Origin of the sequence: Nocardia arthritidis NBRC 100137, assembly GCF_001612765.1 — a bacterium.
In the GTDB taxonomy this organism is placed as follows: domain Bacteria; phylum Actinomycetota; class Actinomycetes; order Mycobacteriales; family Mycobacteriaceae; genus Nocardia; species Nocardia arthritidis.
On sequence record NZ_BDBB01000047.1, the window covers coordinates 41654 to 61825 of the forward strand.

Below are 20172 nucleotides of genomic sequence, written 5' to 3' on the forward strand. Positions count from 1 at the left end.
TGACTGCGCGGGCGCTGGGCGCTTAACTCGCTTGGGTGTCCTCCCGATTGAGCGTCGAAGAACGACGGGCCCACCTTATCGAGGCCGCGATCGGCCTTGCCGAGAAAAAGGGAGTTGCGGGCGTGACCACCCGCGATGTCGCTCAGGCGGCCGGTGTCTCGCTCGGTGTGGTGCATTACTGTTTCGAAAACAAGGACGCGCTGATGACCGAGCTGGTCAAAGCGTTGTCGATGGAATTACGCGATTCTGTCGACGCAAACGAAACGGTATGGCAGGACGTCGGAAGTGGAAAAGAAGCCCTTCAAAAATTGATCCGCGCGGGACTGGAACTCATGTGGCTGAACATTGAAGCCACTCCGGAACGGCAGCTGCTCACTTACGAAACAACCACTTACGCGTTGCGCGAAGGCGAGCAAACCCCGGCAAAACTCGCGATCGCGCGCGAGCAGTACAACTTCAACGACTCGACAGTCGCCGACATCCTCGAGCACGCGCGCGACGCGACCGGCACGCGCTGGTCGGTCCCGGTGCAGACGCTGAGCCGGTTCACGCTCAACGTCATCGACGGCGTGGTACTGCGCTGGCTGGTGGACAACGACAGCGAGAGCGTGCGCGGACAGCTGGATCTGCTGAGCGAGATGCTCACGGAGAACGCGGCCCAGTAACCGGCCGCTCAGCCGCGCAGATGCGGCGCGCGGACGTGCACGGCCGAGTCGGTCTGCCACCAGGGCACCGCGACCGTGGCCTCGATCGCGCCGCTCAGCCGCACCGTCAATGCATGGTGCACGACCAGCTCGCCCGTTTGCGGGGGCAGAGCGAACAGTTGCCGCAACACGACACCCAGCGGCTCCTCCGCCCAGGTCGTGCGGCGGCCGGCATCGGCCACCTCGGCGGTAACGGCCTCGGACACCAGCGGCAGGTCGAGCAGAGCCGCCAGGGCCGAGGCGGTTTCGGTGTCGCCCGCCACCAATCGATCCGGCGGTACCGCCAAACCGAACCACGCGCGATCGAGGACGAACGCGTCCGCCGGATCGACCACGGCGCCGGTGAGCGCGCGCACCCGATCGGGTGGTCGCAGGTCGGTGAGATCGAGCAGACCCGCGGCGACGGCCGCCGCCAGACGGGCGTGGGTGCGCGAAACCACCTCCGGCGAGGGCGTTCTCGCCGGGTCCGCGAGCGCCTCCAACAGGGCGGCGGCCAGCTCGTCGGTGATCGTCTCGGGGTCGGCGAGGATCGCGCGGCAAGCGTCCGGATCGACGCCGGCGACGGCGAATGCCGGCAACAGCCCGTCGAACTCGGTGTCGGCGGGGTGACGGAACAGTCCCAGCGGGGTGCAGTCGATCCGCGCGTATCTGCGCAGCCACCACGCGGTGTAGCCGTCGGCGTCGGCCAGCAGGCGACGGGTGCGGGGCGCGGCGGCCAACTGCCGCAACGCTTCCGGCCAGGCGGCGTCGTCGACCAGGTCGAGGTCGCGGACGGCGACCAGCTCCGGCGGATCGTCTGCCAGCGTGGACCACCAGCGTTCCTCGTCGTCCAGATCGTGGTCCGCACCGGTGGGATCGACCTCGGTGATCACACCGAAATCCCAGCCGACGCCGAGGGCGCGCAACGCGTCCGCGCCGTAGCGCTCGACCAGTTCCGGGTCCACCGTGCCGAACGGCGCGTCGGGCACGAGCAGATCGCGCAACGGCGCGCCGGGCAGCAGCAGTTCGTCGGCCGGTCGCGATTCACCCTCGCTGTCGGGCAGTTCGAGCAGCCCCAGCCAGGACGGCAGATCCTCCGCGGCCGCGTGCGCGGCAAGACGCAGGATGGCGTCGGCGGTGTCGGGGTCGTCCGGATGATCCTCCAGGTCGGCGCGTAAGCCCGGGTCGGTCAGGAGATCCTCGGCGGTCGCCGACCGCGCGCCCAGCCGAGCCAGCAGGGGATGCGCGGCTTCGGGATGCGCCAGCCTGGCCCAGTGCACCGGGATCGCGACCTCGAGCTGATCGTCCAGCACCACGGTGCGCGGCCCGGTGACGAGCCTGCCGTCCGCCAAGGGCACCGCCAGCGCGCCCAGTTCCTCCGCCGCGAGCGGATCCACCACGAACGGTTCCAGGGCGGCATAGAACTGCCGCCACCAACTCGGCGGCCGCTGCAGGCCCCCCGACAATTCCGCGAGCCGCGCCAACCCGAGCCGGTGCACGTCCAGCGCACCCATGGCCTCGGCGTGCGGCCGCCCGGAGAGGTCCGGGATGACCAGCGGACCGGCCACCTCATCGAGCAGGGCGGCCAATTGCGGGGTCAAACCGGTGAAGACGTATGCGCGGGTAGGGATGGCCACGTCCCGCGGGTGCGGCGCTACGGCGGCTGACGGCGCCCCGGCGATGCCGAACGGAATCGGTTCGCCTGACACCGATGCGCTGCTGGGTCCGGCGGTCCGTTCTTCGGCTTCGTGCGCGGCGAGGGTGTTCGATCCGGCGTAGCGCGCGGTGAAGGGCTCGAGGTCGGCGGCGAGCGGCCCGGCGTCGACGAGGCCTTCGTGCGTGCGCCCGTGGGTGACGACTACGGGCAGCCATGGCCGCGTTTGCAATTCGCGCAGGAGCGCTTCGCGCAGCAGACCATCGGCCTCGCTGCGGGCGAAACCGGGTGTGGGGACGAGCACGAGCCGGTCGCGTGGTGGCAGGGCGCGAGCGAAATCCGCGTAGCCGCCGGCCAAGTCGGCGAGCCGGGTACCGGGGAGCAACCTGCGGCGATCCGGTTGCATCGGAATGTCGGCGACGAGCAGCGCGGGCAGCGACAGTTCCTCGTCGGATCTGGTCGGCGCCCGCAACACGTCGGGGGCGGCCGCCACCGGTCTGCCATCGCGCACCGGCAGCAGCCAGCGGGCGCGTGGGGTGCGGTACTGCCACCAGGTTCGCTGCTCGCTGCCGGGGCCGTCGACGTAGACCTCGTGCATGCCGTCGCCCATGTCCTCCGCACTGCTGACGAATTCGTCAGCGCCGACGCGGATGCGGCCCAGCGCCGGCAGTTCCAGGAGCAGATCGACGGCTTCGGCGCGCATCGCGGCCAGCAGCGCGTCGGCGTCGACGTCCGCGCGCAGCCGCAGCACCACCTCGGTGTCGAGACCCGCCGCCGGTCGCGCCTCGGTCGGCCAGGCCAACCGCAGCACCGGAGGATCGAATTCGCCCGCGTCGACGGCGGGTGTGCGGATCTCGTTGTCTTTCAGAGCTTCCCGGGTCTCGGCGCGGGAGAACCGCAGCGATCCGGAGGCCGACCGGAGCTCGATGTCGTCGCTGACCGCGAGCACCGCGGTGAAGCCGACACCGAACCGGCCGACCGAACCGTCGCCGGATTTCCCCGACGCGCGCAGAGCGGTGAGCGCGTGCACACCGGAGACGTCCAGCGGCGCACCGGTATTGCCGATGTGGAGGTCATGACCGTCGAGCCGGACGACGACGGCGCCGACCACGCCCGCCTTGCGCGCGGCGTCGGCAGCGTTCTGCGCCAACTCGGTCAGCAACCGATCCCGGTAGCCCGCGCGCACCAAGTCGCTCTCGGTGGCGGCGTCCTCCCGCAATCGCGTCGGCGAATTACGCCATGCGGCGAGCACGGCCGCTCGCAGCGCCGAAGTGCCGAACGGATCGGCGGCTTCGCTCAGTTGCGCGGCGATGACTGGATCTCCGGCCGTGCCTCGGCCTCCGGCGCGTCCGCAGCGCTGGGCTCCGGGCCGCTGGGCGCGTCGGCGGAGACGATGTCCGAACCACCCTCACCAGCAGCGGCGGGACTGTTCGCCGCATCACCGGTGCCGAGAGTCGGGCTGGTCGCGATGTCGCCCCTGGCCGCGTTCGGCTCGTTCTCAGCGGCGCCCACCGGACCGGCGTCAGCGGCCGACGTGGTGCCGTGCGCGGTCGGCGGCTCGGCGATATCGTCCGCGCCGGGCGTCGCGCGCACCGCGGACCGAACGCTCGAATCGGTGGGATCTGCGTCGCTGACCGCGGTGGCGCCGACTTCGGCCCCGGTCGCATCGGGGCCTGTGGTCGCTGTCGTGTCGGCGGGCTGGGTGCGGGGCGCGCTCGGGGCCTCGACGTTTGCGCTTCCCTCCGCTACAGCGGTGTTCTTGTCACTCTCGACGACCGCAGGCCCTTCCGCGACTCCGGGCTCGGCGACGGCGGGGTCCTCGGTGGCGCCCTGCGCGAGGGCAGCGTCCTGGGCGACGACGGCATTCTCGGCAACCCCAGGCGACTCGCTGACCGCAGCGCCCTCCGCGACCTCGATTACCGCGGAATCCCCGGCAACAGGAGCGGTCTCGATGTCCGCAGTGCTCTCGGCCACCGCGCCGCCCTCGGCGACTTCCGCCTCCCCGGCAACCGCAGTATCCCGGGCGGGTGCGGCGTCCTCGGCTGTCGCCGAGTCCACACCGGCCTCGGTGATCTCTGTCACGTTGTCCGCTTGCTCGGCGGCCGCACCGTGCCGATCGCCGCCCGTGGATGCCTGGGCCGAATCCCGCGAGGCGGCGCGAGATCGTTCCGTCCCGAGCGAGATCAACTCGATGGCCGCGTCGTCATACGCCTCGTAGAGCGGGGACCCGCCGCCGGTGGGGATCTCGGTATCCGAGTGCGCGCCGCAGCCGTAGGCCACATGGACGACCTGTCCGTCCGCGCCCATGACGTTGCCGCAGACACCGAACGCGGCGCGCAGCGCCCCGGCCAGTGGCAGATAGAACCCGCAGCTCCCGCAGGTGGCGGGCGCGGCCTTGGCCATCTCCGAGTCGGGACCGTGCTCGGCGTACCAGCGCTCGGCGGCCTCTTCGCGTCCTTGCCTGCTCAGCACCTTGGTGCGGCCGAGACCGATTTCGTAGGCCACTTCGTCGACCACCGGATCGCCGGTCGCGACATAACCCGGCACCAGGCGCGGGTCGTCGGCGGGCGGGGCGAGCAGGTCGCCCGGCGCGAGGTCTCCGGGGCGGACTCGCTGCTCCCAGGGCACGAACTCGGGCGCGACCAAGGCTTCGGGCCCGGGGAGCAGCGCCGACTCGCTGACCGTCGCGTAGCCCGCGCCGGGCGGAGCGGCCACCACTACCGCCCACTGCCACCCGCGATAGCCGGGCAGCGTCGCCGCGAAACGGTGGGTCGCCGCGCTCTCGTCCTCGGCGATCACGCCGAGGTGCGCGCCCACACCCGAGGGCTCCAACTCCAGGAGCGCACGGCGGGCCAAGTCGACGGCATCGGCAAGAATCGGCCGCACGCCGGACTCCGAAACAGAAACTGCGCTCACGGCCTACATTTTGCCGTATGAAGCGCAATCGGCGTGCGTTGGCCATCGGTGTGCTGGTCGGTCTGCTGGTCGCGGCTGGATGCGGCCCCGCCGACGAGACGACACCCACGATGAACATCGAGGTGCTCGGCACCCGGCCGCACGATCCGAAGGCGTTCACCCAAGGCCTGGAGATCGACGGCGACGTCCTCTACGAGGGCACCGGCCTGGCGGGCGCGTCGAGCGTGCGCGCGTCCCGGTTGACCACCGGCGCGGAACTTGCCAGGACCGAGTTGGCCGCCCCGTACTTCGGCGAGGGCATCACCCTCGCCGGCGCCACACTCTGGCAACTCACCTGGCATGACGGCGTGGCCATCGCCCGTGACCCCGCCACGCTCGCCGAACGCGGCCGGGTGAGCTACGACGGCGAGGGCTGGGGTCTGTGCGCCAGGGCCGGACGGCTGGTCATGAGCGACGGCACCGACCGGCTCACCTTCCGTGATCCGGTCACCTTCGCCCCGACCGGCTCGATCGAACTGACCAGCCACAACGGCGCGCGCCTCAACGAACTCGAGTGCGCGGCGGACGGGTCGGTCTACGCCAACGACTGGCCCACCGACACGATTGTGCGCATCGACCCCGATTCCGGAGCGGTGCTCGGGACCGCCGACGCGGCCGGTCTCCTTCCGGCGGCCGATCGGGCCCGAGCCGACGCCCTCAACGGCATCGCCCAATTGCCCGGCACCGACCGGTTCCTGATCACGGGCAAGAACTGGCCGACCATGTTCGAGGTCCGCTTCGCACCCGCCTGAGCGCGTTCACGCGTCCGCGACGATGGTCACTTTCCGCCGCCGCCTCGGAGCGCGCGTGAACGCCCAGCACGGAAGTGCGCCAGAATTGGAGTCGTGACTACTCCCCGCGAACCTTCCGGTCCCGACCGTGATCGGTGGGAAGGCGAGGAGTCCCCGCCGTTCGATCGGCATCCCGGTTTCGACCGGTACCCGCCCCCCGACCAGCCACGACGGCGCGGGCCGCTGCCGCCGCTGCGACCCGGACGGGCCGCCACGCGGCACGACCAGCCGGGGCCTCCGCCGAGTCCGCGCCGTGAGGCGCCCCGCGCCCCGCAACCGCCGCGCACCAAACCCCTCCCGCTCGGGAGTGACCCCGAACAACCGACGGCCTCCGAGCGCGCGCCCCGCCGCGTCTTCCCGCACCGGCCCGAGCCGCATCGCCATACCGAACCACCCGGCGGGGCCGAACCCGGCTACCCCGCGACCGCAGGCCAGGATCCGGTCGAGCCACCCGAAAGCCCGGCTCCCTCCGGGACGCGACGAATGCCGCGCAAACTCACGGTCACGCGGGTGGCCGCAATGCGCGGCAGGGAACTCACCGAGAAGGGCATCGCGACCTTCCAGCGCGCGGCCAAGGCCGACGGCGCGGACAAGTCGGGCCTGACGGCGCTCACCTACGCGACCATGGCGAACTTCGCCCTGGACGCCGCCATCGCCGTGGCGCTGGCCAACACCTTGTTCTTCGCCAGCGCCACCGCGGAGAGCAAGACGAAGGTCGCGCTGTACCTGCTGATCACGATCGCGCCGTTCGCGGTGATCGCCCCGCTGATCGGCCCGATGCTCGATCGGCTGCAGCGCGGTCGCCGCCTGGCGCTGGCAACCTCGTTCGCGGTGCGCACGGTGGTCGCGATGGTGCTGATCTTCCAGTTCGACAACTGGGCGCTGTATCCGCTCGCGCTGTGCATGATGATCGGCAGCAAATCGTTCTCCGTGCTCAAGAGCGCGGTGACGCCCCGAGTCCTGCCGCCGGACATCGATCTGGTCCGCACCAACTCTCGTCTCACGGTCTTCGGGCTGGTCGGCGGCACCTTGGGCGCCGGAGCGCTGGCCGGGCTGACCGCGGCGATCGCGGGCTCGAACGGCGCTCTGGTCTTCGCCGCGCTGATCGCCTGCGCGGGAACGTATCTGAGCCTGCGCATCCCGTCCTGGGTCGAAGTCACCGAGGGCGAGGTGCCCGCGACGTTGAGTTACCACGGCGCCGACGCGCACACCGAGGTGCTCTCCTCCGGCAAAGAGTCGCCGGTGCCGCCACGCAAACGCAGGCAGCCGCTCGGCCGCTCCGTGGTGACCGGGCTATGGGGCAACGGCGCCATCCGCGTGCTGACCGGGTTCCTCACCTTCTACGTCGCGTTCGTCGCCAAGGCGACCGAACACCGGCCGGTGCACCAGGCCCTCATGCTCGGCACGGTCGGCGCGGCCGCGGCCATCGGCAATTTCGGGGGCAATGCCACGGGCGCCCGGCTCAAACTCGGCAGACCCGCGCTGATCGTGCTCGGCTGCACGGCGGCGTGCGCGCTGGTAGCGCTGTTCGCGACGTTCACGAACAATCTGCTCGGCGCGACGGCCGCCGCCTTGGTGGCGTCCGCGACGAGCGCGCTGGCCAAGGTGTCGCTTGACGCCTCCATCCAGGACGATCTGCCGCCGGAGTCGATCGCCTCGGGTTTCGGGCGGTCGGAGACCGTGCTACAGCTGAGCTGGGTCATCGGCGGTGCGGCCGGGGTCCTGCTGCCCACGGATTACTGGAAGGGCTTCGCGGTGGTCACCGCGATACTCGTGCTGGGCTTGGTGCAGACTTTCCTCAGCTTCCGTGGCCACTCGCTGCTGCCCGGCCTCGGCGGCAACCGTCCCCAGCACGCGGAGCAAGAGGTGCCGTCCCGGCCGCACGGATTCCCGGCGAGCGCACCTCGCGCGCAGGGTCCCGCTCCGCGCGGCGGTGACACGACACGCTTTCAACGAGGGCAAGGAGACCCGATCTGGTGAGCAAGCTCAACGCACGCACGATCGCCGCGCTGGTCGCGGCCGCCCTGCTCGTGCTCACCGTCGCCTTCGCGGGCGTTCTGGCGGTGCTGGTCCGCAACGCCGACGAACCCGATGTCACCCTCACCGCCTACGCGCACGGCAAGACGGTCACCGTGCGGCCGTTCAGCTACTGCGCGGTGACCATGCGGGACTGCCGCATCCTGCCCGAGGACAACGTGCCCGGCACGGTGTTCACGGCGCTGAACTGCGCCCCCGATACGCCGGACTGCCACCGCGGCCGCACCGCCGAGCTGGAAGTGCCCGCCGGTTACCCGTTGCAGCTGTCGCTCCCGAAGAAGGTCGCCGACGCGCCCTGGCTCGCGCAGCTGGTCTATCTCCTGCCCAACGGCGAGAAGGTCGACCAGGTGATCAGCCGCAACGATTACCCCGATCGCGCCCTGGCCCTGACCATCGATTCCAAGCCGGAGCCCGACCTTCGCCTCATCGGCGTCGAGTTCCAGTTGCCGATCCTCGCCCGCGACGAAACCGGCCGGGAGTTCTACGTGCCGCACGCCACCTGGTCGATCAGCACGGTGTAGCGGCGATGCAGGCGCCCGTGTCGACGATCTGCCACCGCCATTGCTCGACACCGATGGCCGGGTTCGGCCCGTGGCGTAGCGGGGTCACCGGCGCTTGCCGCGTTCGAGTGGACGGCCGCGGAACGATCACGTCGGACGCTTCCCCGTGAGCGCGGCGGGCACCGAGCGCGCGACGGCATCGATGCGCTCGGAGGATCCGCTGCCGCCGACTTGCACCACGGTGATGATGACCGCGGTGAAGACGGCCTCCCAGCGCGATCGCGGTGTCGCGCGGGTCGAGATCCCCGGCGATGTGCCCGGACTGCTGACCGGCGCGCAGCGATGGCCTCCAGTACTTGCCGGATGCGATGCGGCACAACGCCGTCGACCAGCCGGACAATCAACCCGGGTTCGTGTCCCGCGAGGACTCGATACACCAGCGGGCAGGAGTCGAGCCTCGTCACGAACCGGCTGACGATCTGCCGCCGAACTCTACGACCGCCGGGAAGACCCGCTCGAATTGCACAACCTCGCCCACAACGGCGGCACGGCCCAATTGGTCGAGCAGATGAGCGATCTCGTCGACGCCCTCGTCACCCGCGAACTGCGCGGTAGGTGATTTTGCCGCTGCGCGTCCGCGTCCGGTCGGATCGCGTCGAGCCGGACACCGGCCACAGCGGCGCGAACTACCGGTCCAGTTCGCGCGCCACCGCGCGGACGACCTCCGAGATGCGTTGCGCCGTCTTGCGATCCGGGTACTTGCCCTTGCGCAGGTCCGGCTGCACCTTCGCCTCGAGCAAGGTGATCATGTCCTCGACCATGCCGTGCAGCTCGTCCGGCGTGTGATTGCGCGCGGCAGGCTCCTTGCGCGCGTTGCGTTCCTGGCCCTGCCGGACCGACGGCGGCGCCTCGAGCAGCTTGAGGCTCAGCGCCTGGGGGCCGCGACGGCCCGCGGCCATGCCGAACTCGACGCGCTGGCCGGGCTTGAGCCCCTCGACACCCTGCGGCAGCGCGGACGAGCGGACGTAGACGTCCTCACCCTCGTCCTGGGAAAGGAAGCCGAAGCCCTTTTCGACGTCGTACCACTTCACCCTGCCGGTCGGCACTGCGCTCACCCGTTCGTCATCGAAACTCGGACCCCTACGGCCCGAGCACATTTGTCTACCGAGCCGATCCCGCGACCGGCCCTCCTGTGCGAAAAGAACGCGCCCAGCACGATTGCAGGACGCGATTGCCATCGAGTCTACCCCGGTGCGAATAACGCAAGCACATCAGTTTTACCGTCGAACCGTGACGAACCCATCCGCTCCGACCCCACCCGGCGGCGCCCCTCGACGGCGCGGCGACTGGTTGCTGCAACTCGCGCTCGCCCTGTTCGCGCTGGGATTGCTGGCGATCATCGTCATCTTCGCGATCCCGTTGCTGACCGACGGCGAGCCCGGGCTGTGGCTCTACTTCGGGGCGATGCTCGCGCCGCTGGGGTTCGTACTCGCGGTCGCGTTCGCGCTGCGCTCGGGTCGCAGGTCCCGGTAGAACCGGAGAACATGCCTCCGATCCGGCGTAAACCGGTTACCCGATGCGATCGTTACCCATTCAGACGTGTGATCCTCGTCACATTACGAGTAGGTCACGGGCCGGTGGCGACGCGCGCCGCATGCGCCCGCAGCCGCCCTAGCTGCGCGAAGGCGCCTCACCCATTCGATACCGCGCCGAGACCCGTTGGTACACGCCGGTTACCAAATAGTGATTTTTCCCGCGGTTCGTCGTACGGTCTTACCCAGCCGGGACACCCCGGCGACCACCGGCCCGCCGCACCGAGCCTCGCCCCGCGGGTACCGGAACCCCCGACGGAAACGTAGGGGCGAGGGCGGAACGGACGACCTCTCAGTCCGAACCAGAACCGAAGACGTCGCAGGTGCGTCGAGAGGAAGACGAACCCGATATGAGTGGACGCCATCGCAAGCCAAGCTCGACCGGCCGCACGGTAGCCAAGGTTGCCGTCACCGGCGCCATCATCGGCACCGCCGGTGTGGCTCTCGCAGGCAACGCCAGCGCGGCACCCGACTCCGACTGGGATCGACTCGCTCAGTGCGAGGCCGGCGGCAACTGGGGCATCAACACCGGCAACGGTTTCCAGGGCGGGCTGCAGTTCTCGCCCGGCACCTGGCGCGCCCACGGCGGTCAGGAGTACGCCGCCTCGGCCAACCAGGCCAGCCGCGAACAGCAGATCGCGGTCGCCGAGAAGGTGCTCGCCTCGCAGGGCTGGGGCGCTTGGCCCTCCTGCTCGTCCAAGCTGGGCCTGAGCAGCGCGCCCTCCCAGCGCACCGCGCCGGCCCCCGCCGAAACCCCGCGCTGGAACCCCGCGCCGCAGGCCGCACAGGCCGCGCCGGCGGACAGCTCGCAGCAGATCTTCTCGGCCGTCGACCGGGCCCTCGAGGTGGTGCAGAGCCAGGGCGTCCAGGTGCCCAAGGAAGCTCTCGACTTCTTCAACGCCGCAAAGTCCAGCGGAGCCACCCTCGACCCCGCGATCGTGAACTTCTACGAGGCGAACAAGGGCCTGCTGCCCTCCTGATCGCCACACATCGTCAAGAAGGGCCCCGCATCACCAAGGATGCGGGGCCCTTCTTCGTAGCCGAGAACGTTCCGGTCGCGCGCTCAGCGGTTGATCACCGTGTTCGGGTGCATGTAGGGCAACTGCTCAGCGGGGACCGGGAACTCGGTGTCCTCGCCGTAGGGCGAGAGGCCACCGGAGCGGGCCGAAGAGAGTTCGGTCACCGCGTGGTCACCGTCGGCGACCTTCGGCCAGCCGTTGTCGACATAGGATTTCTTCGATTTGTTCACCACGGACCCATTTTGGCACGACCCCTCCGCGCGGATGCGCCGCGGCCCGTACCGCCTGACCCCGGCGGGCGATCGCCCAGCATCGTAGGCTGGATCGGATGACCGCGACCGACTCCCTTGCCGGATGGCTCGGTGCCCGCAGTGATGCCCAGCTCGTGACGCTGCTGCAGCTTCGGCCCGACCTGGCCGTGCCGCTGCCTTCCTCCATGGCCGTGCTCGCCGCCCGCACCGAACAGCGCGCGTCGGTGCTGCGCGCCACCGAGGAGTTGAACACCCTCGAATTCGCCCTCGTGGAAACCCTTGCCGTACACGGCACCACGCATCCCGACAGCGGTCCGCTCCAGCGCGCCGAACTGCATGTGCAACTGAGCGAACGGGTATCGGCCGCCGCGATCGACGAAGCGCTGGAGCGGCTGACCGCTCGCGCGCTTGTCTGGCTCGACGCCGAGCAGGGGCTTCATCTGATCCCGGCGGCCGCCGAGGCGTTGCCGTGGCCGATCGGCACCGCGACCGAGATCCCCGACGCCCTGACCGAACCCGAGGTGGTCGCTGCGCTGCCCGAACTCGCCCCCGCCGAGCGGACGTTGCTGGACAAACTGGCCGCGACGGGACCGCGCGGCCGCACCAGGGACGCCGCGCCGGGCACTCCGGCCGACCGGCCGATCCAGCGGCTGCTGGCGCGCAGGTTGCTGCACTGGATCGATGACGAGACCGTCGAGCTTCCGGTCACCGTCGGCCAAGTGCTGCGCCGGGAACCGGTCACCCACCCGCACGCGCTGACACCGCCGCACCCGCAGACGGCCAAACACACGCCCGCCGACGTGAACGCGGTCGCGGCGGGCGAGGTCGGCGAGTTGCTCCGGCACTGCGCCGCCGTGCTCGAGGTACTCGGCCAAGCTCCCGCTCCCGCCTTGCGCGCGGGCGGCCTGGGCGTGCGGGAGCTGCGGCGCATCGCCAAGCAGGCCGGTGTCGACGAGCCGAGAGCGGGTTTGCTGGTCGAACTGCTGGCGGCCGCGAAACTGATCGAGAAGGGTTTGCCGGACCCGCCACCCGACTTCGATACGACCGACGACTTCTGGGCGCCGACGCCGCTGGTGGACGCCTGGCTGGAATCGCCGCCCGCGCGGCGCTGGGCCGCGCTCGGACTGACCTGGCTCGATCTGGATCGGATGCCGTGGATGATCGGCATGCGCGATGCCAACGACAAGCCGCTGGCGGCGCTGTCGCTGGAGCTGCGCACCCCGAACGCGCCGCGCGATCGGCGCGCGATCCTCGGGCTGCTCGTGGACTACCCGTCCGGCACCGCACTGACCCCCGCGGACATCGGCAGGGTGCTGGCCTGGCAGCAGCCGCGCAGGCGCAGGAACTTCCGGCCGGAGGTGGTCGAGCAGACCATGGCCGAGGCGGCGGCGCTGGGCTTCGTCGGTCGCGGCGCGCTCGGCTCGGCGGCGCGGGCGCTGCTGCACGCGGCGCCGACCAGCGTGGCCGACGCCGAGGCGGAGATGGAGGCGGCGCTGCCGGAGCCGGTGGATCACGTGCTGGTGCAGGCGGATCTGACGGTGATCGCGCCCGGGCCGCTGGCCGCCGATTTGCACCACCGCGTCGCCCTGGTCGCCGATGTCGAATCCGCGGGCGCGGCGACGGTGTACCGGATCGGCGAGTCCTCGGTGCGGCGCGCCCTGGACGCCGGGTTGACGGCGGCCGAACTGCACGCCTTGTTCGCCAAGCATTCCCGCACACCCATCCCGCAGGCACTGACCTATCTGATCGATGACGTGGCCCGGCGGCACGGTCAGTTGCGCGCGGGCATGGCGCAGTCGTTCATCCGCAGCGACGACCCGGCGCTGCTGGCCCAGGTGCTGTCCGCGCCGGTGGCGCGCATGCTGGCACTGCGATCCATCGCGCCGACCGTCGCCATCGCCCAGGCGCCGCTGGGCGAACTGCTCGAGCAGCTACGCGCGGCCGGTTTCGCGCCCGCGGGTGAGGACTCGGCGGGTGCGATCGTGGATCTGCGCCCGCGGGGCGCCCGGATCTCGGTGCGGCCCGCCGCGCGGCAGCCGTATCGGCCGACACCGCCCAGCACCGAGCAGCTCGAATCGCTCGTTACCGAACTGCGCGCGGGCGAACGCGCCGCCAGCGCCCGCTCGAGTCACGCGGTGCGCCCGGACGGCACGCGGACCAACACCGCCGCCACCCTCGCCCTGCTCCAGCTCGCGGCGCGGGTGCGGCGGTCGGTGAACATCGGCTACGTCGACGCCCAGGGGGTCGCCACGCAGCGGGTGGTGGAACCGTTGAAAGTGGGCAACGGGCAGCTGGACGCGCTGGACCCGGTCACCGGCGCGGTCCGGCACTTCACACTGCACCGGATCGCGTCGGTCGCCCTGCTCGAATGATCAGTGCTGGGGCTTGCCCGTGCAGAAGGTGACCTTGGGGTCCGTTTCGATGAGCCGGAAGCTGTCGGCGTCCTCGCCGCAGAGCAGTTCGTCGGCCTTGCCGTCGATCCGCTTCAGCACCTTGAACGTGGCGTCCGAAGACGCGCAGTCGACGTGCTTGTAGCCGGTCGTGCTGCTCTCGTTGTAGCAGCTGCCTTCCTTGAAGTTCGGCGCCAGGCACAGGAACGCGGTGGTGCCGCCGCCCAGGGTCTCCTCGTAGGAGGTGTAGTCGGCGGCGCAGTCGGTCTTCTTGTCGTAGGACTGCGCCACCTTGTAGACGGCCTTGTCCGACGAGCAGTCGACCGGCTCGGTCTTGGAATCGACCGCAGAGCCCTCGATGACGTTGATGCAGTCACCGACCTCGGCCTTGGCGGTGTCCGACTTGCTCGCGTCACCGATCAACGAACAGCCGGTCACCGTGACCACCACGGCGGCCACCGCGACGAGGGCGAGCACGACCCGTGCCAGCAGCCTCGCTCCTGGAAACTTCACCTGAAAACCTCTCTCACCGAACACGTTCACGGGCTCGTGAACGCGGTGAGAATACCCGCACGACCAGGGCGGCCGCATCAGCTCACCGGGGGACCTCGAGCAACGCGCTAGATGCTGTGCGTGCCGTAGAGCCCCATGAGCGCATATCCGAGGATGCTGGGAAGCAGACGGCCGAGCAGCAGGAACGCAGAGTAATTCACTAGCAACGCCTTTCGCGTATTCGATGCAACTGGACCCTTGTCCGGTATGCGGAGTGTGTCGTCGCCCGAGACCGGGTCGTTACGCTTGGGCAGTATGACGCTCGAGGACGTCGCGCGCGACCTGTACGGGCTGCCGCCCGCGCAGTTCGTCGCCGCGCGCACCGATCGGGCGGCCGCGGCGAAGCAGGCGGGTGACAAGCCGCTCGCGGCCGCCATCGGCAAGCTGCGCAAACCCACCCTGACCGCGTGGACGGCGAACCTGCTGTCCCGGGCGGCGCCGGACGACGTGGCCGCCTTGCTGCGCCTCGGCGCCGCCCTGGCCGCCGCTCAGCGCAACCTCTCGGCCGACGAGTTGCGTGACCTGACCGCGCAGCGGCAGCAACTGGTCAACGCGCTCGCCGAGAAGGCGGGTGCGCTCGCCGCCGGACAAGGGCATCCGGTCGGCGAGAGTGTCGTCCGGGAGGTCGGCCAGACGTTGACCGCGGCCCTCGCCGACCCGGAGGTGGCCGAGCGGCTGCGCGAGGGAACGCTCGCCGCGGCCGCGAGCTACGAAGGCTTCGGGCCGAGCGGACCCGATCTGGCCCCGGTCCCCGAACCGGCCGCCCGGCCCGGGCGAGCGGCAGCGCGCCAGAAGCAGGACGACAGCGCGCGCCGTGAGCTGGCGGACGCCCAGGACGCGCTCGAAACCGCCCGCGCCACGGAGCAATCGGCTCGCTCCGCCCTCGCGGACGCGGCCGGCGAACTGACCTCGGTCGAAGAACGCATCACCGCGTTGCGCGACGAACTCGAGCACGCCGAACAGCAGCGTCAGTTCCGCAAGTCGGCGGAGCGGTCGGCCAAGGACGAACTCCACGCCGCACGACGGCAACTGGAGCGGGCCGAACGCAGGCTCGCGAAGGCCCGGCAGCGCGCGGAGGACGACTGACGAGTCAGCTGAGCAGAGCGCCTGGGAACAGGTATTCCTGCGGCGGCGGCGCGGTGGTGTTCAGCCACGCGTGGAAGAAGCCGGTCAGATCCATGGGCGATCGGGACTGCACGAAGGCGCGGAACTCCGGCATCGAGGCGTTGCCGTAGGCGTGCGCGGCGAGAAAGTCCCGAACGGCCGTGAAGAACACCTCGTCGCCGATCTGTCTGCGCAGCGCGTGCAGGAACAGCGGGCCGCGGTAGTAGACGGAGGTGAACTCCTTCCCGGCGCCGGGGTTCTCCAGCGGGATGTTCCAGAACCTCTCGTTGTCGTGATACTTCCGGATGGTCTCGCGGTAGTCGTCGTCGACGTTCTTGCCCTCCACCCGCTCCGGCCACAGATAGTCGGCGGTATAGCTGGCGAAGCACTCGTTCAGGCAGATGTCCGACCACTGACGCACCGACACCCAGTCGCCCCACCACTGGTGCGCGATCTCGTGCACGACGGTCTGCAGATCGGTCCTCGGCGCGTAGAGCGGGCGGGTCTGGGTCTCCAGCGAGAAGGTGATGTCGGCGTCCAAGTAGATGCCGCCCGCCGCCTCGAACGGGTAGGGCCCGTAGAGCTTTTCGGAGAAGTCGAGGATCTCCGGCAGGCGCTGCTCGAGTTCACGATGGCGATCCTGCGTATTCGGCGCGAACGCGCTGATCAGCGGAGTGCCGTCGGCCCTGCGCTGCTCGAGGTAGTCGAACTTGTCGATAGCGACGGTGGTCAGGTAACCGAGCACCGGCTCGGCGTTGACCCAGCGAACCGTCCGCTTGTCGCCACGCACCGCGTTCTCGGTCCGCACGCCGTTGGAGACCACCTCCCACTCCGCGGGAACGGTGGCGTTCAGGGTGAAGGTGGCCTTGTCCAACGGGGTGTCGTTGAGCGGATACCAGCTGGTCGCCGAATGCGGCTCTCCGGCGACGAACGCGCCGCCGCTGCGCGCGAAGGTCCACCCTTCGCCCTCGGTGTTCGCCACGGGGCCCGCGTAGTCGACTGTGACGGCGAACGGCAGGCCGGGCAGCAGCGGGAGCAGCGGCGTCACGGTCAACTCGTGCTCGCCATTTCGCTCGAAACCGGCGGGCTGCCCGTTCACCGACACCATGCGCACCTGCGGCCCCGCGAAATCGAGGTTGAACACGCGCAGGGCCTGGGTGGCGAGCGCGGTGATCGTGGCGGTGCCGGTCAGCGCACGGCTCGGCGGGTCGTAGTCGATGCCGACGTCGTAGTGGTGGACGTCGTAGCCGCCGTTGCCGTCGAGCGGATAGTACGGATCGCCCAGGCCCGGCGCGCCGACCAGCGGGTCCGGTGGCGGGTCCGCGTGCGCGAGCCCCCAAGGCGCCGCGACGAATACGCACGCGACCGCGGCGCACATCCGGCCGGACAACCTCATACGAACGACCAACCCCTCTCCACCCGCCTCTTGCCGGTACCGGCGCACCCACTTCGCTGGATGGTAACGGCTTCAGTCGCCACTTCCGGTCAGCGCCACCGACGCGCCGACACCGAAGATCATCACCCCGCCCGCGCCGCCGACCGCCTCCAGCCTGCGCGGCGACCTGGCGAACCAGGACCTCGCCGAGGCGGCCAGCAGCGCCCAGGCACTGTCGGACACCAGCGCGATGGCCAGGAAGACGGTGCCGAGCAACAGGAACTGCCACGACAGCGAACCCGCCGCCGGATCGGCGAAGTGCGGCAGCACCGCGGAGAAGAAGACGATCGCCTTGGGGTTGGTGAGCCCGACGATCGCGCTCTGGCGCAGCACGCGCGCATGGGGCGCCGCTTCGATCGGGGCGCCCAGCGCCGCGCGCAACGCCGAGCGCTGCCGAATCGCTTGGATTCCCAGATACATCAGATACAGCGCGCCCGCGAACTTGACCACGGTGAGAGCCAGCGCCGACGCCGCGAGCAAGGTGCCCAGCCCGATAGCGACCAGGACCAAGGCGACGTAGACGCCCGCGGCGTGCCCGAGCACCGAGAGCAACGCCGCGCGCCGCCCGAGCGTGAGCGCGCGACCGATGGTGAACAGCACGCCGGGCCCGGGCACGACGATGATGACGAAAGCGGCGGCGACGAATGCCAGCAGATCGGACGCTGGAACCATCTTTCGAGTGTAGGCGCCCACGCACCGGCGATAGCGGTGCGTTCCAGCCGGATCAGGAACCGAGTTCGCCTGGCAACTGGTGCGGGTCGAGCAGCAAGCGCTTCGCGGCGGCGTGCCGCACCTTCTCGGCGAGCGCGAGATTGTCGGTGAGCAGCCGCCACTCGGCCTCAGTGATCGCGGTGCGGGCGCGGGCGATGACGGCGTCGTCGGTGGTGCCCCAGGCGATCGGCATGGCGCTCACCGACTGCCAGCGCTCGCCCACCTGCCGTGGCGCGCGGTCGGTACGCACCGCCACCGATGGCACTCGCTCCCCTGCCTTGGCCTCATGCCCTGGAAGAGTGCGGACCTTGCGGGTCACCAAGGCGTAGCGCGGGGCCTCCGACTCGGGTGTGGACACGTCGACCAAGGCGAGCAGCACCATTCCGGTGGGACGCGCCTCGGAGACGACCGCGGGGATCAGTTCGCCGTCCGCGTAGAGCTTGTCGATGCTGGAATGCCACGGCGCCCACAGGGCGACCCACAGCGCCGTCACCGCGCCGAGCGCGAAGGCGACCGCGAGCAGATACGCCCAGGGATGGTTCAGCCAGATCAGGAACGCAGTCCCGGCCGCCGCGACCACCGCCGCGGCGATCGCCAGGATACGCAGGCGGCGGAAGTCGGCGAAGACTTCGTTCACCGCGTGGGCGTGGCTGCGGTCCACCGCGAATTCGAAGCGTCGCACGCACTCATTCCTAGCACAGTTTGCGGAGGAAAAGCCTCCGCTTATCCGATGGCGGGGCCGAGCAAGTCGTCGGCATCCGTGATGCGGTAGGCATACCCCTGTTCGGCGAGGAAACGCTGCCGATGTGCGGCGTATTCGGCGTCGAGAGTGTCGCGCGCCACGACCGAATAGAAATGCGCCTGGCCTCCGTCGTGTTTCGGGCGCAGCAGCCGGCCGAGACGCTGCGCCTCCTCCTGTCGCGAACCGAAGGTACCCGAAACCTGCACGGCCACGGACGCTTCCGGCAGATCGATGGAGAAGTTCGCCACCTTGCTCACCACGAGCACCGGGATCTCGCCGCGCCGGAACGCGTCGAAGAGCTCCTCGCGCTCCTTGGTCTTCGTCGAGCCCTGGATAACCGGGGCGTCGAGTGCGGCGCCGAGTTCGTCCAACTGGTCCAGATAGGCGCCGATGACCAGGCTCGGCGCGTCCTGATGCTGGGCCAGGATGGATTCGACCACAGCGATCTTGGTGTGGGCGGTGGAGCACAGCTTGTAACGCTCCTCCGGCTCGGCGGTCGCGTAGGACATCCGCTCGGCGTCGGTGAGCGTGACCCTGACTTCGATGCAGTCGGCGGGGGCGATCCACCCTTGGGCCTCGATGTCCTTCCACGGCGCGTCGTAACGCTTCGGGCCGATCAGCGAGAACACGTCACCCTCCCGGCCGTCCTCGCGCACCAGCGTCGCGGTCAGGCCCAGCCTGCGACGGGACTGGAGATCGGCGGTCATCCGGAAGACCGGCGCGGGCAGCAGGTGCACCTCGTCGTAGATGACCAGGCCCCAGTCGCGGCTGTCGAACAGTTCCAGGTGCTTGTACTCGCCTTTGGTGCGGCGCGTGATCACCTGGTAGGTGGCGATGGTGACCGGGCGGATCTCCTTGCGTTCACCGGAGTACTCGCCGATCTCCTCCTCGGTGAGCGAAGTGCGCGCGAGCAACTCACGCCGCCACTGCCTGCCCGCCACCGTGTTGGTGACCAGGATCAGCGTGGTCGCCTTCGCCTTGGCCATGGCCGCGGCGCCGACCATCGTCTTGCCCGCCCCGCAGGGCAGCACCACCACCCCGGAGCCGCCCGCCCAGAACGAGTCGGCGGCCATCTGCTGATAGTCACGCAGATGCCAGCCGTCGGTGGCGTAGTCGAGTTCGATCTCGTGCGCCTCGCCGTCGACGTAGCCCGCGAGGTCCTCGGCGGGCCAGCCGATCTTCAGCAGCATCTGCTTGATGTGACCGCGCTCGGACGGGTGCACCACCACCGTGTCGTCATCGATGCGCGCGCCGAGCATCGGCGCGATCTTCTTGTGCCGGAGTACCTCCTCCAGCACCGCGCGATCCAGGCTGATCAGCGTCAACCCGTGCGCGGGATGCTTGACCAGCTGCAACCTGCCGTAGCGGGCCATGGTATCCACCACGTCCACCAGCAACGGCTGCGGCACGGCGTACCGGGAGAAGCTGACCAGCGCGTCCACCACCTGCTCGGCATCGTGCCCGGCCGCACGCGCGTTCCACAGCGCCAGCGGCGTCACCCGATAGGTGTGCACGTGCTCCGGCGCCCGTTCCAACTCGGCGAACGGCGCGATCGCCTGCCGCGCCGCATCGGCCAACTCGTGGTCGACCTCCAGCAGCAGCGTTTTGTCGCTCTGCACGATCAGCGGACCGTCGTTCACAGTCCCTCCTCAGCTAGATTCCCCGCCATTCTCCCCGACCCCTCCGACAACCTCGCAGGTTACCGGCCCTTCCCGCGAGGCGCGGGTGCGGCAGTGACCGGATGCAACGCGGGAAG

16 protein-coding genes and 1 pseudogene are annotated in these 20172 nt (G+C 70.1%); 8 read left to right on the forward strand and 9 right to left on the reverse strand.

Annotated elements, in window-relative coordinates; genetic code table 11:
* Positions 1-47: 47 nt before the first annotated feature.
* A complete protein-coding gene (locus NA8_RS27375; protein ID WP_245664029.1) occupies positions 48-665 on the forward strand; it encodes a TetR/AcrR family transcriptional regulator in 618 nt (205 codons plus the stop codon).
* An 8-nt stretch (positions 666-673) separates the two neighbouring features.
* Here the strand turns inward: NA8_RS27375 and NA8_RS27380 are convergent, their stop codons facing one another.
* Positions 674-3589: a sacsin N-terminal ATP-binding-like domain-containing protein gene (locus NA8_RS27380; protein ID WP_084467117.1), complete on the reverse strand. Its 2916-nt coding sequence runs from the start codon at positions 3587-3589 to the stop codon at positions 674-676.
* A gap of 934 nt (positions 3590-4523) precedes the next feature.
* Positions 4524-5223 (reverse strand): annotated as a pseudogene (locus NA8_RS35820) (DUF3027 domain-containing protein); the annotation flags it as partial.
* A 47-nt stretch (positions 5224-5270) separates the two neighbouring features.
* Between NA8_RS35820 and NA8_RS27390 the strand changes: the two are divergent.
* The 3 genes from NA8_RS27390 to NA8_RS27400 all read left to right on the forward strand — a co-directional run bounded on the left by NA8_RS27390 (position 5271) and on the right by NA8_RS27400 (position 8641).
* Positions 5271-6044 carry a glutaminyl-peptide cyclotransferase gene (locus tag NA8_RS27390; RefSeq protein WP_063053227.1) on the forward strand — a complete coding sequence of 258 codons (774 nt, stop codon included), beginning with the start codon at positions 5271-5273 and terminating at the stop codon, positions 6042-6044.
* A 93-nt stretch (positions 6045-6137) separates the two neighbouring features.
* Entirely contained in the window at positions 6138-8063 is a 1926-nt protein-coding gene (locus NA8_RS27395) for an MFS transporter (RefSeq protein WP_174550143.1), read from the forward strand.
* Positions 8060-8641, forward strand: a complete 582-nt coding sequence (locus NA8_RS27400; protein WP_063053229.1) for a DUF2771 domain-containing protein — start codon at positions 8060-8062, stop codon at positions 8639-8641. The genes NA8_RS27395 and NA8_RS27400 overlap by 4 nt, the downstream gene beginning before the upstream one ends.
* A 665-nt stretch (positions 8642-9306) precedes the next feature.
* On the opposite strand, the gene NA8_RS27405 is transcribed toward NA8_RS27400, so the two are convergent.
* Positions 9307-9726 (reverse strand): cold-shock protein, encoded by a 420-nt coding sequence (locus NA8_RS27405; protein ID WP_040864801.1) that lies wholly within the window; start codon positions 9724-9726, stop codon positions 9307-9309.
* Positions 9727-9910: 184 nt separating this feature from the next.
* Between NA8_RS27405 and NA8_RS27410 the strand changes: the two genes are divergently transcribed.
* Together NA8_RS27410 and NA8_RS27415 are read left to right on the forward strand one after the other, a co-directional pair.
* On the forward strand, positions 9911-10153 hold the full coding sequence (locus tag NA8_RS27410; RefSeq protein ID WP_063053230.1) for a hypothetical protein: 243 nt from the start codon (positions 9911-9913) through the stop codon (positions 10151-10153).
* 409 nt (positions 10154-10562) lie between these two features.
* Positions 10563-11192, forward strand: coding sequence for a resuscitation-promoting factor Rpf1 domain-containing protein (locus NA8_RS27415; protein WP_063053231.1), 630 nt, complete (start codon positions 10563-10565; stop codon positions 11190-11192).
* An 83-nt stretch (positions 11193-11275) separates the two neighbouring features.
* Here the strand turns inward: NA8_RS27415 and NA8_RS27420 are convergent, their stop codons facing one another.
* Positions 11276-11464 carry a hypothetical protein gene (locus NA8_RS27420; RefSeq protein ID WP_039795086.1) on the reverse strand — a complete coding sequence of 63 codons (189 nt, stop codon included), beginning with the start codon at positions 11462-11464 and terminating at the stop codon, positions 11276-11278.
* A gap of 95 nt (positions 11465-11559) precedes the next feature.
* Between NA8_RS27420 and NA8_RS27425 the strand changes: the two genes are divergently transcribed.
* A complete protein-coding gene (locus tag NA8_RS27425) occupies positions 11560-13854 on the forward strand; it encodes a helicase-associated domain-containing protein (RefSeq protein WP_063053232.1) in 2295 nt (764 codons plus the stop codon).
* Here NA8_RS27425 and NA8_RS27430 read toward each other — a convergent pair whose 3' ends face one another.
* Complete coding sequence (locus tag NA8_RS27430; protein WP_063053233.1) at positions 13855-14385, reverse strand: LppU/SCO3897 family protein; 531 nt, start codon at positions 14383-14385, stop codon at positions 13855-13857. It abuts the gene before it with no gap.
* Positions 14386-14679: 294 nt separating this feature from the next.
* On the opposite strand from NA8_RS27430, the gene NA8_RS27435 reads away from it, so the two are divergent.
* Positions 14680-15510 carry a hypothetical protein gene (locus tag NA8_RS27435; protein ID WP_063053247.1) on the forward strand — a complete coding sequence of 277 codons (831 nt, stop codon included), beginning with the start codon at positions 14680-14682 and terminating at the stop codon, positions 15508-15510.
* Between the two features lie 4 nt (positions 15511-15514).
* Here the strand turns inward: NA8_RS27435 and NA8_RS27440 are convergent, their stop codons facing one another.
* From NA8_RS27440 to NA8_RS27455, 4 genes are read right to left on the reverse strand one after another with little or no spacing between them, the layout of a single operon-like run.
* Positions 15515-16936, reverse strand: a complete 1422-nt coding sequence (locus tag NA8_RS27440) for a M1 family metallopeptidase (protein ID WP_369690270.1) — start codon at positions 16934-16936, stop codon at positions 15515-15517.
* Between the two features lie 60 nt (positions 16937-16996).
* Positions 16997-17635 (reverse strand): LysE family translocator, encoded by a 639-nt coding sequence (locus NA8_RS27445; protein WP_063053235.1) that lies wholly within the window; start codon positions 17633-17635, stop codon positions 16997-16999.
* A gap of 52 nt (positions 17636-17687) precedes the next feature.
* A complete protein-coding gene (locus NA8_RS27450; protein ID WP_084467120.1) occupies positions 17688-18356 on the reverse strand; it encodes a DUF3239 domain-containing protein in 669 nt (222 codons plus the stop codon).
* Between the two features lie 41 nt (positions 18357-18397).
* Positions 18398-20056, reverse strand: coding sequence for a DNA repair helicase XPB (locus NA8_RS27455; protein WP_063053236.1), 1659 nt, complete (start codon positions 20054-20056; stop codon positions 18398-18400).
* Between the last annotated feature and the right edge of the window lie 116 nt (positions 20057-20172).

What these genes read in the sequence shown, in the direction of transcription:
- NA8_RS27390 (WP_063053227.1), top strand. Translation starts at nt 5,271, where the DNA reads ATGAAGCGCAATCGGCGTGCGTTGGCCATCGGTGTGCTGGTCGGTCTG.
- NA8_RS27415 (WP_063053231.1), top strand. Translation starts at nt 10,563, where the DNA reads ATGAGTGGACGCCATCGCAAGCCAAGCTCGACCGGCCGCACGGTAGCC.
- NA8_RS27425 (WP_063053232.1), top strand. Translation starts at nt 11,560, where the DNA reads ATGACCGCGACCGACTCCCTTGCCGGATGGCTCGGTGCCCGCAGTGAT.
- NA8_RS27435 (WP_063053247.1), top strand. Translation starts at nt 14,680, where the DNA reads ATGACGCTCGAGGACGTCGCGCGCGACCTGTACGGGCTGCCGCCCGCG.
- NA8_RS27445 (WP_063053235.1), bottom strand. Translation starts at nt 17,635, where the DNA reads ATGGTTCCAGCGTCCGATCTGCTGGCATTCGTCGCCGCCGCTTTCGTC.